Source organism: Bradyrhizobium sp. WSM3983 (genome assembly GCF_000473045.1).
Classification (GTDB): Bacteria; Pseudomonadota; Alphaproteobacteria; order Rhizobiales; family Xanthobacteraceae; genus Bradyrhizobium.
In genome coordinates this window covers 77,418-92,598 of sequence record NZ_AXAY01000004.1, presented here as the reverse complement: position 1 = coordinate 92,598, position 15,181 = coordinate 77,418, and the positions used below count along the sequence as shown (strand labels likewise).

Sequence of the window (15,181 nt, the reverse complement as noted above, 5' to 3'; positions counted from 1 at the left end):
GCGCTTCGCGCGCTCACGGGCATTTCGGCGAGCCCATCGGCACGTTCGGCCACGGCCAGTTCTTCCAGCTGCCGCCCTCGCCGATACAGGCCGAGCCACCGTTGGCCGGAGCCGGGCTGTCTGTCGGAGCAGGGGTGCCAGTTGGCGCAGGCAAACCCGTCGTCTCATCCGCCGTCTTGGGCGGCGCGAGGCGCTGGTCGACATAGATCGTTGACACATAGCCGGCGACGATGACGCCGAGAAAGACCGAAGACCCCTTGGCCAGATCGCTCAGCCGCATCGATCCTCTCCATCCGCTTGCTGGTTGCCACGCTAGCAAACCGCGTCGGGCTTCTCCGTGACGTCTGTCACGGCCGCCAATCCATCTTCAGCACCGACCGACCCGACGTCGGATTCACATCGTCACCGGCATGGGCAAAACCGTTGCGCTCGTAGAAGCGGATGGCGCGGCTGTTGTCCTTGTTGACGAGCAGCGTGACGCCCGATGGTGACAGGCGCTTCGCTTCGCCGACCAGAAGCCTTGCCGCGTCCGAGCCCCAATGGTTGGGATCAACCACGAGCTGGTCGAGATAGCCGTCGCCGTCGATGGTGACGAAGCCGGTCAGGGCGCCGTCCTGTTCGGCGACCACGATCGCGGCTTTCGGCACCAGCTCGTTGCGCCAGCGCTCGCGCCACCAGTCCAGCCGCCCAGCGAAGTCGATCTGCGGATAGGCCTGCTGCCAGGTGCGATGCCAGAGGTCGATCGCCGCCGCTTCGTCGGCGGCCACGTAGGGGCGGAGGTGGAGCGCGCTCACTACCGCTCCGTCAGCTTCAGCTCGATGCGGCGGTTTCGCTTGTAGGCGTCTTCGGTGTTGGCGGTGTCAAGCGGCTGGAATTCACCGAAGCCGGCGGCCACCAGGCGCTGGGCCGGCACGCCGATCGAGATCAGGTACTGCACCACCGAGATCGCGCGCGCCGCGGACAGGTCCCAGTTCGACTTGAAGTTCGGGCCATTCACCGGTCGCACGTCGGTGTGGCCGTCGACGCGCAGCACCCAGGCGATCTCGGGCGGGATCTTCTTGTCGAGCTCGATCAGCGCGGCCGCGACCGTGTCGAGCTCGGCGCGGCCCTCGGGCAGCAGCGTTGCCTGTCCGGTGTCGAAGAACACTTCGGACTGGAACACGAAGCGGTCGCCGACCACGCGGATGTCAGGACGGTTGCCGAGAATGGCGCGCAGACGACCAAAGAACTCCGAGCGGTACCGCGACAATTCCTGCACGCGCTGCGCCAGCGCGACGTTCAGGCGTGAGCCGAGATCGGCGATGCGGTTCTGCGATTCCTTGTCGCGCTTCTCGGAGGCGTCGAGCGCCTCTTCGAGTGCTGCCAATTGCCGGCGCAGCGCGCTGATCTGCTGGTTCAGCACTTCGATCTGCGCCAGCGCCCGCGCCGAGACTGCCTTCTCGGAGTCGAGCGCCTTGCCGAGCTCGGAGGTCTTGCCCTGCGCGTCGTTGCCGGCGGCGGCGAGCCCCTCATAGAGGCCCTTGATGCGGTCACGTTCGCTCTCGGCCGAAGCGAGGCCGGCTTTGAGCGACGAGACCTGGTCGTCGAGCGATAGCTTGCCAAGCTTCTCCAGCGAGAGCAGTTCGTTGAGCTGCGCGATCTTGGCGTTGAGCTGTTCCAGCGCCTTGTCCTTGCCGGTCACCTCCTGCGACAGGAAGAACTGCACGACCAGGAACACCGAGAGCAGGAATACGATCGACAGCACCAGCGTCGACAGGGCGTCGACGAATCCGGGCCAGTAGTTGAAGGCGCCTTCGCTGCGGCGGCCGCGGGCTAGAGCCATGCTCGCCTCTCACACGTTAGATTGCTTAACTCTTCTCGGGCTGGCGCGCGATGCGCTCCAGCAGGCGGCGGATCTCGCGGTTCTGCTCGCCCTGGCCGTCGGCCCATTCGCGGATCATCTGCTGCTCGGTCCGCATGTGCGAGACCAGGGCCTGGATCGCTTCGGCGAGGCTCGCCATCGCCGCCGTGGTGCCGCGGCTGGCGCTGCCTTCATCGAGCGCGGAGCGCAAGCGCTCGACGGCCGCCTGGAGCTCGCCGCTGGCAACCCCGCCGCCACTGCTCGCGACGGCGGCGGCCTCGCCGGTGCCATATTCGCGCACGGTGGTGGCGAGCCAGTCTTCGAGATCGGTGTAGAAGCGGTTCTGGGCCTGGCTCGATTGCAGGTCGAGGAAGCCGAGGATCAGCGAGCCGGCGAGGCCGAACAGCGAGCTGGAGAACGAGATGCCCATGCCGCCGAGCGGGGCAGCCAGGCCCTCCTTCAGAGTGTCGAACAGCGCGCCGGCATCGCCGCCGACCTTGAGCCCGTCGATCACCTTGCCGACCGAGCCGACCGTCTCGATCAGGCCCCAGAAGGTGCCGAGCAGGCCGAGGAAGACCAGCAGGCCGGTCATGTAGCGGGAGATGTCGCGGGCCTCGTCGAGGCGGGTCGCGATCGAATCGAGCAGATGCCGCATGGTCGTTTGCGTGATCGACATCCGCCCGGTGCGCTCGCCGCCCAGGATCATCGCCATCGGCGCCAGCAGCTTCGGGTGCCGGGCCGGCGCCAGGCCGGGGTCGGCGATTCGGAAATTGTTGACCCAGGACACCTCAGGATAGAGCCGGATCACCTGGCGGAAGGCCAGGATGATGCCGATGAACATCACGCCGCCGATCAGGGCATTGAGCCCCGGATTGGCAAAGAAGGCCTGGATGATCTGCTTGTAGAGCACCACGCCCACCAGGGTGCAGAGCACAAGAAACACCAGCATCCGCACCAGGAAGACGCTGGGCGAGGAGAGCTTGGTGTATTCGATATCCATGGGGGAGCGGGGCGAGGCGCCTGACGGCATGGGCGGGATCATCCGTTACGAAAGCTTGCTTGCAGCGCGCACTATGGCACAGCGCTCGCCCAAAAAAAGCGCCGGATGTGCGGATTTCGGGAACGGGCGGGAACCCAAAGCTGAAACCGGGCTTGGTTGCAGACGTATTTTGCAAAACTTCGGCATTCCACAGGCTTAGGTCGGATTTTTTGCATGGCGATGTTTCTTGGGGACTGGCGGTCATCGCGCTCTCGCTCGCGGTTCTGATGGCGTTCGCCTGGGTTGTGCAGCAACGCACCGGCAATTCCGGCTGGATCGATACGATCTGGATCTTCGCGGTCGGGCTGGTCGGAGCGGGGCGAGCGGCCTAATGAGCGGCAATGGCTGGTCGCCGGCCTCGTCTCGCGACCGCAGGTCTGTTTGCGTATGCCCGAGACCGAGTGGGGCGTGAGCCATTTTCGGATGAAAGCCGCGGACTAATTGCGATGTTCTGTCGCAGAGCGAGACGATGGAACTGGACTCACAATCTGGTGAGTCCAAAAAATCAGCATGAACTCAGCGCGATAGCTCATGTGACATTGAGCCGCCCGCGCGATGCGTTGCGTCGCAGCAAGTCCCTTCTATTTTGACCGCACCAGCCGCGCGGATCGCCCAGGACAGGCGTTGCGCGAGAAGCGTGATCCGTTTCAACAATTTTGGGGCACCCCACTTCATGTCAGGACTTCGAGCGCGATCGGCATGCGTTGCAATGATGCTCGCGGCCTTTGCGCCGCTGCTAGGCGCTTGCGATGAATCCAGTTCTGCCGTTTCGGCTGCCCAGCCCATCGAACCCGATGTCAGCGTCGTCATCGTCAAGCAGCAAGCCCGCGCCGTGGTGCGTGAGCTGCCCGGCCGGATATCACCGACACGCGTGGCCGAAGTGCGCCCGCGCGTCTCCGGCATCGTGGTCGAGCGCCTGTTCCGCCAGGGCAGTGAAGTGAAGGCGGGCGATCCGCTCTATCGGATTGATCCGCGTCCGTTCGAGGTCGAGGTGATGGCCAATGAGGCCGCGCTCGCCAAGGCCGACGCCGCCCTGATGCAGGCCAGGCAGCAGGCGCGCCGAATCGCGACGCTGACCAGCCAGCGCGCTGCTCCCGAAGCCGAGAACGAAAAGACCATCGCCGCCGAGCTTCAGGCCAAGGCCGAAGTCGAGGGCCGCAAGGCCGAGCTCGCGCGGGCAAAGCTCAATCTCGATTATGCCACCGTGCGTGCGCCGATCGACGGCGTGGTCGGCGCGGCCCTGGTCAGCGAGGGCGCGCTCGTCGTGCAGAACGAGACCAATCTCGCCACCGTGCAGCAGCTCGATCCGATTTATGCCGACTTCACCCAGTCGGTGACCGAGCTCAATCAGCTGCGCCGCGCCTTCGAAAGCGGCGATCTCGATCGCATCGAGGCCGATGCCGTCAAGGTGCGGCTCGTGCTCGATGACAACACCATTTATGGACTCGACGGCAAGCTGCTGTTCTCCGATGCCAAGGTCGACGCCCATACCGGCCAGGTGACGCTGCGCGGCGAGTTCCGCAATCCCAAGCGCGAGCTGCTGCCGGGCATGTATGTCCGCGTCCGCATCGATCAGGGCCTCGACTCCGACGCGATCGCGGTGCCGCAGCAGGCGGTCCAGCGCAATGGCGGCGGCAGCAGCGAGGTGTTCGTCGTTAAGGACGACAACCGCATCGCCGTGCAGCCGGTGCGCACCGGCTCGGTGCAGGACGGCGTCTGGTTCGTCACTGACGGCCTGAAGGCCGGCGACAAGGTCGTGGTCGAAGGCTTCCAGAAGTTTGCGGCCGGCGACAAGGTCAAGCCGCAATCCTGGTCCGAGGCAGAGGCGAGCGCGGACAACCGGCACGCCCTTAAGGTTACGCGGTAACGCGTCATGGCCAGCTTCTTCATCGACAGGCCGATCTTCGCCTGGGTCGTCGCGCTGTTCATCTGTCTGATCGGCGCGATCTCGGTCCCGCTATTGCCGATCGCGCAATATCCGATCATCGCGCCGCCCTCGATCTCGATCTCGACGAGTTACCCGGGCGCGTCGCCGGAAAACCTCTACAACAGCGTCACCCGGCTGATCGAGGAGGAGCTCAACGGCGCCTCCGGCATCCTCAACTTCGAATCGACCAGCGACTCGCTTGGCCAGGTCGAGATCATCGCCAATTTCCAGCCGGGCACCGACACCAGCGCGGCCTCGGTCGAGGTGCAGAACCGCATCAAGCGCGTCGAGGCGCGCCTGCCGCGCGCGGTAATGCAGCAGGGCATCCTGATCGAGGAAGCCTCCAGTGCCGTGCTCCAGATCATCACGCTGAACTCGACCGACGGCAGCCTCGACGAGGTTGGGCTGGGCGATTTCATGATCCGCAACGTGCTCGGCGAGATCCGCCGCATTCCGGGCGTCGGCCGCGCCACGCTCTATTCGACCGAGCGCAGTCTTCGTGTGTGGGTCGATCCCGCAAAGCTCGTCGGCTACGGGCTGACGGCCGACGACGTCAACAAGGCGATTGCCGCTCAGAACGCGCAGGTGGCCTCGGGCAGCATCGGTGCCGAGCCGTCGACGGACAGCCAGCGCACCTCGGCGCTGGTGCTGGTCAAGGGCCAGCTGTCTTCGCCGGATGAATTCGGCGCCATCATCTTGCGCGCCAATGCCGACGGCTCGACCGTGCGGCTGCGCGACGTCGCGCGGGTCGAGGTCGGCGGTCTCAGCTACCAGTTCAATACGCGCCTGAACGGCAAGCCGACTGCCGGTCTCTCCGTGCTGATGTCGCCGACCGGCAATGCGCTGGCGACTGCGAGCGCGGTCGAGGAGAAGATGAAGGAGCTGTCGCGCTTCTTCCCGGCCAACATCTCCTACGAAATCCCCTACAACATCACGCCGGTGGTCGAGGCCTCGATCAAGAAGGTGCTGACAACGCTTGTCGAAGCCGTGGTGCTGGTGTTCGTGGTGATGTTCCTGTTTCTCCAGAACATCCGCTACACCATCATTCCGACCATCGTGGTGCCGGTGGCGCTGCTGGGCGCCTGTACCACGCTGCTGCTCGCCGGCTACTCCATCAACATGCTCTCGATGTTCGGCATGGTGCTCGCGGTCGGCATCCTCGTTGACGACGCCATCGTCGTTGTCGAGAACGTTGAGCGCATCATGACCGAGGAGGGCTTGCCGCCGAAGGAAGCGACGCGGAAAGCGATGTCGCAGATATCAGGCGCCATCATCGGCATTACGCTGGTGCTGATGGCGGTGTTCGTGCCGATGGCGTTCTTCCCCGGTTCAGTCGGCATCATCTACCGCCAGTTCTCGGTGACCATGGTCGCGGCGATCGGCTTCTCCGCCTTCCTGGCGCTCTCGCTGACGCCGGCACTGTGCGCGACGATTCTGAAGCCGGTTGCGGCTGGTCACGGCCACGCGAAGAAGGGCGTGTTCGGCTGGTTCAACCGGATGCTCGAAGGCGGCAAGGAGGGCTATTCCCGCACCGTCGGCTTCTCGTTGAAGCGCACCGGCCGACTGATGCTGGTCTACGTCGCGCTGCTGGCCGGCCTCTCCTGGGCCTTCGTCAACCTGCCCGGCGGCTTCCTGCCGGTCGACGACCAGGGCTTTGTCACCACCGACGTGCAGACGCCGTCGGATTCGTCCTATCCTCGCACCGAAGCCGTGATCGAGAAGGTCGAGAAATATCTCGCCGAACGCCCCGGCGTTAAGGATGTCACCTTCCTCACCGGCTTCAGCTTCTCCGGGCAGGGCATGAACACCGCGCAGGCCTTTATCACGCTGAAGGACTGGTCGGAGCGCGGGCCGAAGGAATCTGCTGCCGCGATCGTCAATGACATCAATCGCGATCTGTCGTCGTCGATCCGCGACGCAAAAATCTCGGCGCTGCAGCCGCCGCCGATCGACAATCTCGGCAACTCCTCGGGCTTCTCGTTCCGGCTCCAGGACCGCGGCCAGAAGGGCTATCCGGCCCTGATACGCGCCGCCGACCAGTTGATCGCGGACGCCAATGCGAGCCCGGTGTTGCAGAAGGTCTATGTCGAGGGCCTGCCCGAGGCTGGCGTGGTCAATCTCGTGATCGACCGCGAAAAGGCCGGCGCCTTCGGTGTCACCTTCGAGGACATCAACAACACCATCTCGACCGATCTCGGCTCGAACTACATCAACGACTTCCCGAACCGTGGCCGCATGCAGCGCGTCGTGGTGCAGGCCGATGCCCGCGACCGCATGCGGACCGAGGACATCCTCAACTACAACGTCAAGAACAGCCGCGGCCAGCTGGTGCCGTTCTCGTCCTTCGCCACGGTCGAATGGGCGCGCGGCCCGACGCAGATCGCCGGCTTCAACTATTATCCCGCCGTGCGCATATCGGGCGAAGCCAGGTCCGGCTTCACCTCGGGCGACGCCATCGCGGAGATGGAGCGGCTCGCGGGCAAACTGCCGCGCGGCTTCGGCTATGAATGGACCGGACAGTCGCTCCAGGAAAAGCTGTCGGGCTCGCAGGCGCCGTTCCTGCTCGCGCTCTCCGTGTTCGTGGTGTTCCTGTGTCTTGCCGCACTTTACGAGAGCTGGACCATTCCGCTCGCGGTGCTGCTCACCGTGCCGCTCGGCATCGTCGGCGCGGTAGTGGCCGCCATGCTGCGCGGTCTGCCCAACGACGTCTATTTCACCGTCGGCCTGATCACCATCATCGGGCTCGCGGCCAAGGACGCCATCCTGATCATCGAGTTCGCCAAGGATCTGCGCAAGGAAGGCAAGCCGCTGGTGGAGGCCACCATCGAGGCCTGCCGTCTGCGCTTCCGCCCCATCCTGATGACCGGCCTTGCCTTCATCTGCGGCGTGCTGCCGATGGCCATCGCCCATGGCGCCGGCGGCGCCAGCCAGCAATCGCTCGGCACCGTCGTGATGGGCGGCATGATCGCGGTGGTGATCCTGGCGCTGCTGATGGTGCCGGTGTTCTTCGTCTCCGTGCAACGCGTGCTGGCGGGAGATCGGGAGAAGGCAGAGGAGAAGGCCGAGAGGTACGGGCCACCCGCGCCGGCAAGAGCCGGCCACTGAATGCCGGATCGGTCCTGATTGCTTCAGAACTGATGCCACTCGGTGCGACGTCAAACAGGCATCCGGCTTGCTTTCTCGGAGGCATCGATCCAGACTGCATCCCTGGATTGAAGAAATGTGTATTTGCTCTGCCCCGCGAATGCACACAGAGCCTGCCGATTGAGAGCATGTGATGCGGCCGACCGAAATTGCGATCTCGAACTATCGCTCCATTCGGCGGCTCTCTATACCAATCCACCCCTTGTCGGTATTTGTGGGCGAGAATGGTGTCGGCAAATCCAATCTCTACAAGTCGTTGTCGCTGTTGCGCGACGCGGCAACCGGGCGGATCACGCGCACAATCGCCGACGAAGGCGGATTGAATTCGGTCTGCTGGTCCGGCATTCGTAAACGCGGCGAAGATGGGCGACTGCGCTTGTCGGCCAAATTCGACCGTATGAGATATTCCATCGAGCTCGGATTTCCTGGCCCGCTTGAGGCGGCGTTTTCCGGCGAGCCGATGATCAAGGCCGAAAGCATCGAGGCGACGCAGGGCAAACGAGCGGTTCAACTCATGGAGCGGAAAAATTCGCTCGTCAGTGTTCGCGGCGAGAGCGGTGCATGGAGCAGCCACAAGGATGCGGTGCTGCCGTCCGAGACAGCGCTTGCAGGTTTTTCCGACGGCAAACAATGCCCCGAAATCGATTTGATCAGAAACGCAATGCTGGGCTGGCGATTCTATCACGACTTTCGCACCGATCCGGCGTCACCGATACGAAAGCCCTGTCTGGCGATCACGACGCCCTCGCTCAGTGCCGATGGAAGCGATTTGGCTGCGGCCCTGGCGACACTCTATACCATTCGGGAAGACGCCACCGACATCCAGGAAGCAATCCAGGACGCATTCCCCGGCGCTGAGCTCCGCGCATGGGAAGAAAGCGGTTTGTGCGAATTTGATCTGCAACTGATGGATATGCCGCGGCCGTTCAAGGCTCACGAATTATCCGATGGGACGCTGAAATACATTTGCCTGCTCGCGGTGTTCATGGGCTATCGACTACCGCCGTTCATCGCGCTGAACGAACCCGAGACCAGCCTGCATCCGTCGCTGCTGGCACCATTGGCCCGGCTGATCGCCAAGGCATCACGCCGTGCCGACATCTGGATTGTCACCCATTCGGAACAACTGATGGAGGCATTGCGAAGCGAGAGTTCGGTCCCGCTTCGCCGGGTGATCAAGCCAAAAGGCGCCACGACCATCGAGGGCCTGACCATTGGCGGTGAATATCGGGACGAGGAATCCGACGAAGACGATTCTTAGTCGTTGCAGGTCGAGCCGCCGTGCGAGGCCGTGTGCCTACAAAGCCGGCGGCGTCATGCACGTCCGCTTTGCTCCTATCGCGACCAAGTTTGTGCGGCATTGCAGTATGTCGCGATGGGCCACAAGCCGACGTTCACTCGCCTTCACCCTATCAGGATTGTGGACCGCCAGCTTTCCAGCCAGTCTCCACTGGCGGTCCGTGCCAATCCTGAAAATTCTGGCCTTCGTAGTCAGACGACTGGCGGCAGTGATACTGCTGCTGGACGCCGGCAAGTTGCAAACGTGCGTAGGAATTAACCTAACAAGGCAAGGTTACCGTCCACTCCGTCAGGGCTATCGGTTCGCTGCCCTCGCGTTCGCAGTTGCTATCGACGTTTTACACACGCCTCCACATAGCCATTGAAAGCCCTTGCGTCACCTCTGCCTCCACGGAGACCCATTGCGCGAGCTTCATCTCTACATCGTTCTATCTTTGCTGCGAATTTCGGATTTTGAGCAGAGACGCAATGAGCGCGGTATGAGCTGGGTGGGTATTGCGAACAATCTTCCGCATGCGCGCTTGTGCTGCCCAGGGTCACTAGCAGCGCAGTGGTGAAGGCTAGCCAAGCGGCTCCAAGAGCAAAATTCATAAAACGACCCTCCAATCAAATGCCTCAAGTCTAGATTGAAGAGATCGACCTTGTCCACTCTCTCAGGGATTGCATCGACGAGACTTGCGGTGTCGGCAACGGGTCATTTCCGACGGTTTCAGCGGAGATGTCGGCTGGCTGATGTCCGCTTCTATCCCGTAAGCGTCCAACCGGGGACCTGCCCCGGAAGCGTTGCGTCTTGCCAGACCCTTTTGATTCCAGCTCCCAAACTGGGGCTCGAATCATGCGCTACAAACGCGCCGATTATGAGTGGATCGCGATTCCTACTTCCGCAAAATCTTCACCAGTTCGCTGTGCACGAACTCGTTGCCGCACACGACGTCGCCCGTGACCAGCGCATCGCCGGGCGTGTTGATGTCGCTCACCGTGCCGCCGGCCTCGCGCACCATCAGCATGCCGGCGGCCAGGTCCCAGGATTGCAGATTGCGCTCCCAGTAGCCGTCGAGACGGCCGGCAGCGACGAAGGCTAAGTCGAGGGAGGCGGCGCCGAAGCGGCGGAGGCCTGCGACGCGGTCCTGGATCGCGGTCATCTCGCGGCGGAATTCCTCGTGGTCGCCGCGGCCGATATGGGGCAGGCCGCAGGCCACCACGCATTCGTTGAGCTGGCGGCGGCCGGCGACGCGCAGGCGCTGGTCGTTGAGGAAGACGCCCTTGCCGCGCTCGGCGATGTAGAGCTCGTCATTGGCGGGATTGTAGATCACGCCGGCGATGATGGTGCTCTCGCGCACGAGACCGATCGAGATCGCGAATTGCGGGATGCCGTGCAGGAAGTTGGTGGTGCCGTCGAGCGGGTCGACGATCCAGGTGTGGCTCTTGTCCGAGCCTTCCCGCGTGCCGCCTTCCTCGCCGATGAAGCCGTAACCGGGCCGCGCCTTGGAGAGGTCCTGGTAGAGGATCTCCTCGGCGCGCTTGTCGGCGAGCGAGACGAAATTGGCCGGCCCCTTCAGGGAGACCTGGAGATGCTCGATCTCGCCGAGATCGCGCTTGAGGCTGCGGCCGGCGCGGCGCGCGGCTTTGACCATGACGTTGATAGTAGCGGAATACAGCATGAGATCAGTCTTGATTGGGGGAGGGGCGCAGAACCGCGCCATTTGAGGGGATTGGGTGCCCCGCGAGGGGCCAAACGTCAAGTCATTCACGCCATTTGGCGTCAGGTCATTTGTTTCCGAGCCATTTCTTGGCGGCGGCCTCCGCCTTGGCGCGGTCGTCCGCGGGCAGATCGGCCAGCTGCTTGTCGAGTTCGGGATCGCCCTTGCCGGCGGTTTTGGCCACCAGATGCCATTTGAAGCCCTCGACCTTGTCCACGGATGTGCCCATGCCGTTGATCAGGACCCAGGCGAGGCGGTTCTGCGCGATCGCACTGCCCTGGCGGGATGCCTTGCGCAGCAACGCCACGGCCGCGGGCTGGTTCTTCGGCGTGCCGGTACCGTTGAACATGGCGATGGCATATTCGACCTCGGCATCGACATTGTCCGCCAGCGATGCCGCCTGCAGCAGCCGCACCGACCTTTCGGGGTCCTTCGGCACGCCGGTGCCTTCCTTGTAGAAGGTCGCGAGCGCGTATTGCGCCTCGGGCAGTCCGGCATCGGCCGCCTGGCGCAACAGCTCGGCGGAGCGCTTGACGTCCTGCGGCAGGGTCTGGCCGTCCAGATAGAGCAGAGCGAGGTTATAGGCCGCCTTGGGTTCGCCGAGCTTGGCGGCAGAGGCCATCAGCTTGACCGCCTCGCCCTTGTCGACCGGACCGCCGCGGCCGGAGATGCGCAGCATCGCGAGCGCAAACATCGCCTCACGGTCGCCGGCGTCGGAGGCGCGCTTGTACCACTCGACTGCCTTGGCGTAGTCGCGCCGGATGCCCATGGCGTTGGAATAGAGCTCGCCCAGCATGGTCATGGCTTTGGCATCGCCGCTCTTGGCGCGCGCGCTGGCGAGGTCGAAGGCGGTCTTGTACTGGCCGCGCTGATAGGCGCCGAACACCAGGTCGACGTTGGAATTGTCGGTCGCCGGCGCCGGGATCACGGTTGCCGGCAACGTCGGGCTCGGCGAGGCCGACGGCTTGGTCTCCTTCTTCTTGGTGATCGCGTGCGGCGCGACCTTCGGCTTTTCCTTTGCAGCTTCCTTTGCAGCTTCCTTGGGCCTCTGTTTTTCGGGCGCAGGGCTCGGGATCGTGCCCGGCGGCGTGATCTGGAGCTGCGCGGCCGCAGGCGTCGCCAGCAGCAGCGTGGCCAGAAGGGTGATGCGCGGGAGTGTCATGGCGGGCGCTAGCCCTGGCCCAGGGCAACAGCAGCCGTGTAGGCCTTCTTGATCGCGGCGTCGGCCTCGATCAGCGCGGCCTTCGGCCCGCGAGAATCGGCCCAGACGAGGTCGCCGACCAGCACGAAATCGGCGCCGCTGGCGGCAAAGTCGTGGGCCTCCTCGAACGATATGGCGAAGCCGACGCAAGGCGGCTCGAACAGCTCGGCCCACCAGTCCAGCCGTTCGGCAATCGCCTGGGATGACGGTCGCTGGCCTTTCGCGTCGGGTTCGCCGAACAGCACGTAATCCGCGCCCATCTCGCCCGCGCTCATGGACTCGTGCCGCGTCTCGAGCCCGCCGACGCCGGCGATACGATCAGGCTTGAGCGACGGCATCGCCTCTTCGAGCGCGGCGATGTTCGCGAGGTGCGCGCCATCGGCGCCGCCGCGTGCGACGATCTCAGGATGGCCATCGACGAGCAGGGCCGCCCCCGCATTCTGCACGACCGGCGCCAGGGCCTTGATCCGCGAGATCATGGTGCGCTGATCGGTCTCCTTCAGCCGCACCAGCACGGCGGCGACATCGACTGTCGCGAGCAGAGCCGGCAATTCGGCGAGAATCGACGCGGGATCATCGACAACAGGCGTCGCGAGATAGAGGCGCGGCGCCGGGCGCGGCGGAGGCGATTTGTTCGACAAGATCTAGGCTGCCTTCTTTTCCAGGCTGCTTTGCCATTCGCCCTTGGAGGCGAGGCCATTCATGCGCGCACGATGACTGAATGCGTTTTGTCCGGCCACGACATTTTCGGCCTTGCCCGACCAGGCCTTCTGCGGCGCGGCCTGCAGCGCGCGGCCGTAGGAGAAGGTCAGGCCCCAGGGTAGCGGGCCAAGCTTGTGCATGGCGTTCAGGTGCGCAGTTGCCTCTTCGTCCGACTGGCCGCCGGAGAGGAAGGCGACGCCGGGCACTGCCGCCGGCACGCAAGCCTTCAGCAGCCGGATTGTCTTCTCCGCGACCTCCTCGACAGAGGCCTGCTTTGCGCATTTCTTGCCTGAGATCGCCATGTTCGGCTTCAGCACCATGCCTTCGAGCGCGACGCGCTGCACGCGCAATTCCTGGAATGTCTTGTTGAGCACGCGCTCGGTGACCTCATAGCAGCGATCGAGGTCGTGATCGCCGTCCATCAGCACCTCCGGCTCGACGATCGGCACGATCTGCGCGGCCTGGCACAGCGCGGCGTAACGTGCCAGCGCGTGCGCATTGACGCTGATCGCGGTCATCGAGGGAATTCCGCTGCCGATATCGATCACCGCGCGCCATTTGGCGAAGCGTGCGCCGCGCTCGTAATATTTCTTCAGCCGCTCGGCGAGCTTGTCGAGCCCGACGGTGACTGTTTCGCCCGGGCACATCGGCAAGCCTTGCGTGCCTTCGTCGACCTTGATGCCGGGAATGGCGCCGCTCTGTTCGATCAGCTTGACCAGCGGCGTTCCGTCTTTCGCGTCCTGCCAGATGGTCTCGTCATAGAGGATCACGCCCGAGATGTACCGGTTCATGGCCTCCTTCGAGCGGAACAGCATTTCGCGATAGTCGCGGCGGTTGCCTTCCGTCGATTCCACGCCGATCGCGTCAAACCGCTTCTTGATGGTGCCGGAGGATTCGTCGGCGGCAAGGATGCCCTTGCCGGGCGCGACCATGGCGGTCGCGATCCTGTTGAGCTCAGTCAGATTCATCGAGAGGTCCTCCCAAAACGATTCTGCCCTTGCCTGTGAAAATAGACGGTTCTCGGGCAATTGCCGAGTTAACGTTCGTCGCAGGGTAAAGGGGGGCTATCGGTCATTCCGGGGCGCGCCCCGTGGCGCGAGCCCGGAATCCATTGATCCGCGTCGACGGTGGCACTATGGATTCCGGGCTCGCGCTCCGCGCGCCCCGGAATGACGGAAGAAGGTGCCTGCGGCCTCAAGCCACCGCGCGATCGCTACGCGACGCGGGGGTCGAGCTCGCCCTTGGCGTAGCGCTTGGCCATGTCGGCGGGGGTCAGGATCTTCTTGAACTTGGAGGCCTGGCCGGCGGTATTGAACTCCTGGAGCCGCTGCTTGCACAGCTTGGTCATGGCTTCCATCGCCGGTTTCAGATACTTGCGCGGATCGAACTCTTCCGGATTATCGTTCAGGACCTTGCGGATCTGGCCGGTCATGGCCATGCGGTTGTCGGTGTCGATGTTGATCTTGCGCACGCCGTGCTTGATGCCGCGCTGGATCTCGGCAACCGGCACGCCCCAGGTCGGCTTCATCTTGCCGCCATAGGCGTTGATGATGTCTTGCAGGTCCTGCGGTACCGACGACGAACCGTGCATCACGAGATGCGTGTTCGGCAGCTTGCGGTGGATCTCCTCGATCACGTTCATGGCGAGGATGTCGCCGTCCGGCTTGCGGGTAAATTTGTAGGCGCCGTGCGAGGTCCCCATCGCGATCGCGAGCGCGTCGACCTTGGTCTCCTGGACGAACTTCACGGCCTCGTCCGGATTGGTCAGGAGCTGGTCGTGGCTCAGCTTGCCTTCGGCGCCGTGGCCGTCCTCCTTGTCGCCCATGCCGGTCTCGAGCGAGCCGAGCACGCCGAGCTCACCCTCGACCGAGATGCCGCCGAGATGGGCCATGTCGGTCACGGTCTTGGTGACGCCGACATTGTAGCCCCAGTCGCCGGGGGTCTTGCCGTCGGCCTTGAGCGAGCCGTCCATCATCACCGAGGTGAAGCCGGCCTGGATCGCGGTCATGCAGGTCGCGGCCTCGTTGCCGTGGTCGAGATGCACGCAGACCGGGATGTGCGGGTAGATCTCGGTGACCGCGTCCATCATATGCTTGAGCATGACGTCGTTGGCGTAGGAGCGCGCACCGCGCGAGGCCTGGATGATGACCGGCGCGTCGACCTGATTGGCCGCGTCCATGATCGCCAGCGCCTGCTCCATGTTGTTGATGTTGAAGGCCGGTACGCCGTAATCGTTCTCCGCCGCATGGTCGAGCAATTGACGCAACGTGATCCGAGCCATCTGTCTTTACCTCCGTTTGGGCCTAAGGGCCGCTTGTTTCTTGCCGGT

At 64.0% G+C, this 15,181-nt stretch carries 13 protein-coding genes; 4 read left to right on the top strand and 9 right to left on the bottom strand.

Features of this window, described 5'->3' with window-relative positions; all coding sequences use genetic code 11:
* Positions 1-13: 13 nt before the first annotated feature.
* The 4 genes from YUA_RS0107755 to YUA_RS0107740 form a co-directional block, all read right to left on the bottom strand.
* Complete coding sequence (locus YUA_RS0107755) at positions 14-280, bottom strand: hypothetical protein (RefSeq protein ID WP_027530152.1); 267 nt, start codon at positions 278-280, stop codon at positions 14-16.
* A 67-nt stretch (positions 281-347) separates the two neighbouring features.
* Positions 348-794, bottom strand: a complete 447-nt coding sequence (locus YUA_RS0107750) for a GNAT family N-acetyltransferase (RefSeq protein WP_027530151.1) — start codon at positions 792-794, stop codon at positions 348-350.
* The gene (locus YUA_RS0107745) at positions 794-1,822 is read right to left on the bottom strand and encodes a peptidoglycan -binding protein (RefSeq protein ID WP_027530150.1); all 1,029 of its coding nucleotides are present in this window, start codon (positions 1,820-1,822) and stop codon (positions 794-796) included. Before YUA_RS0107745 ends, YUA_RS0107750 begins: the two co-directional genes overlap by 1 nt.
* A 25-nt stretch (positions 1,823-1,847) precedes the next feature.
* A complete protein-coding gene (locus tag YUA_RS0107740) occupies positions 1,848-2,870 on the bottom strand; it encodes a flagellar motor protein MotA (protein ID WP_027530149.1) in 1,023 nt (340 codons plus the stop codon).
* 29 nt (positions 2,871-2,899) lie between these two features.
* Here YUA_RS0107740 and YUA_RS49875 point away from each other — a divergent pair, with 29 nt between their 5' ends.
* The 4 genes from YUA_RS49875 (at position 2,900) to YUA_RS0107720 (ending at position 9,211) form a co-directional block, all read left to right on the top strand.
* Entirely contained in the window at positions 2,900-3,211 is a 312-nt protein-coding gene (locus YUA_RS49875) for a hypothetical protein (protein ID WP_198029391.1), read from the top strand.
* Positions 3,212-3,552: 341 nt separating this feature from the next.
* Complete coding sequence (locus tag YUA_RS0107730; RefSeq protein ID WP_084292235.1) at positions 3,553-4,746, top strand: efflux RND transporter periplasmic adaptor subunit; 1,194 nt, start codon at positions 3,553-3,555, stop codon at positions 4,744-4,746.
* Positions 4,747-4,752: 6 nt separating this feature from the next.
* Positions 4,753-7,911: a multidrug efflux RND transporter permease subunit gene (locus tag YUA_RS0107725; protein ID WP_027530147.1), complete on the top strand. Its 3,159-nt coding sequence runs from the start codon at positions 4,753-4,755 to the stop codon at positions 7,909-7,911.
* Positions 7,912-8,083: 172 nt separating this feature from the next.
* Positions 8,084-9,211: an AAA family ATPase gene (locus YUA_RS0107720; protein WP_027530146.1), complete on the top strand. Its 1,128-nt coding sequence runs from the start codon at positions 8,084-8,086 to the stop codon at positions 9,209-9,211.
* 913 nt (positions 9,212-10,124) lie between these two features.
* Here YUA_RS0107720 and YUA_RS0107715 read toward each other — a convergent pair.
* The 5 genes from YUA_RS0107715 to fba form a co-directional block, all read right to left on the bottom strand.
* Positions 10,125-10,910: an inositol monophosphatase family protein gene (locus tag YUA_RS0107715; protein WP_027530145.1), complete on the bottom strand. Its 786-nt coding sequence runs from the start codon at positions 10,908-10,910 to the stop codon at positions 10,125-10,127.
* 106 nt (positions 10,911-11,016) lie between these two features.
* Positions 11,017-12,111, bottom strand: coding sequence for a tetratricopeptide repeat protein (locus YUA_RS0107710; RefSeq protein ID WP_027530144.1), 1,095 nt, complete (start codon positions 12,109-12,111; stop codon positions 11,017-11,019).
* 8 nt (positions 12,112-12,119) lie between these two features.
* Positions 12,120-12,791: a thiamine phosphate synthase gene (locus tag YUA_RS0107705; RefSeq protein WP_027530143.1), complete on the bottom strand. Its 672-nt coding sequence runs from the start codon at positions 12,789-12,791 to the stop codon at positions 12,120-12,122.
* 3 nt (positions 12,792-12,794) lie between these two features.
* Positions 12,795-13,820 (bottom strand): class I fructose-bisphosphate aldolase, encoded by a 1,026-nt coding sequence (locus YUA_RS0107700; RefSeq protein ID WP_027530142.1) that lies wholly within the window; start codon positions 13,818-13,820, stop codon positions 12,795-12,797.
* A gap of 245 nt (positions 13,821-14,065) precedes the next feature.
* Positions 14,066-15,133, bottom strand: a complete 1,068-nt coding sequence (gene fba, locus YUA_RS0107695) for a class II fructose-bisphosphate aldolase (protein WP_027530141.1) — start codon at positions 15,131-15,133, stop codon at positions 14,066-14,068.
* Between the last annotated feature and the right edge of the window lie 48 nt (positions 15,134-15,181).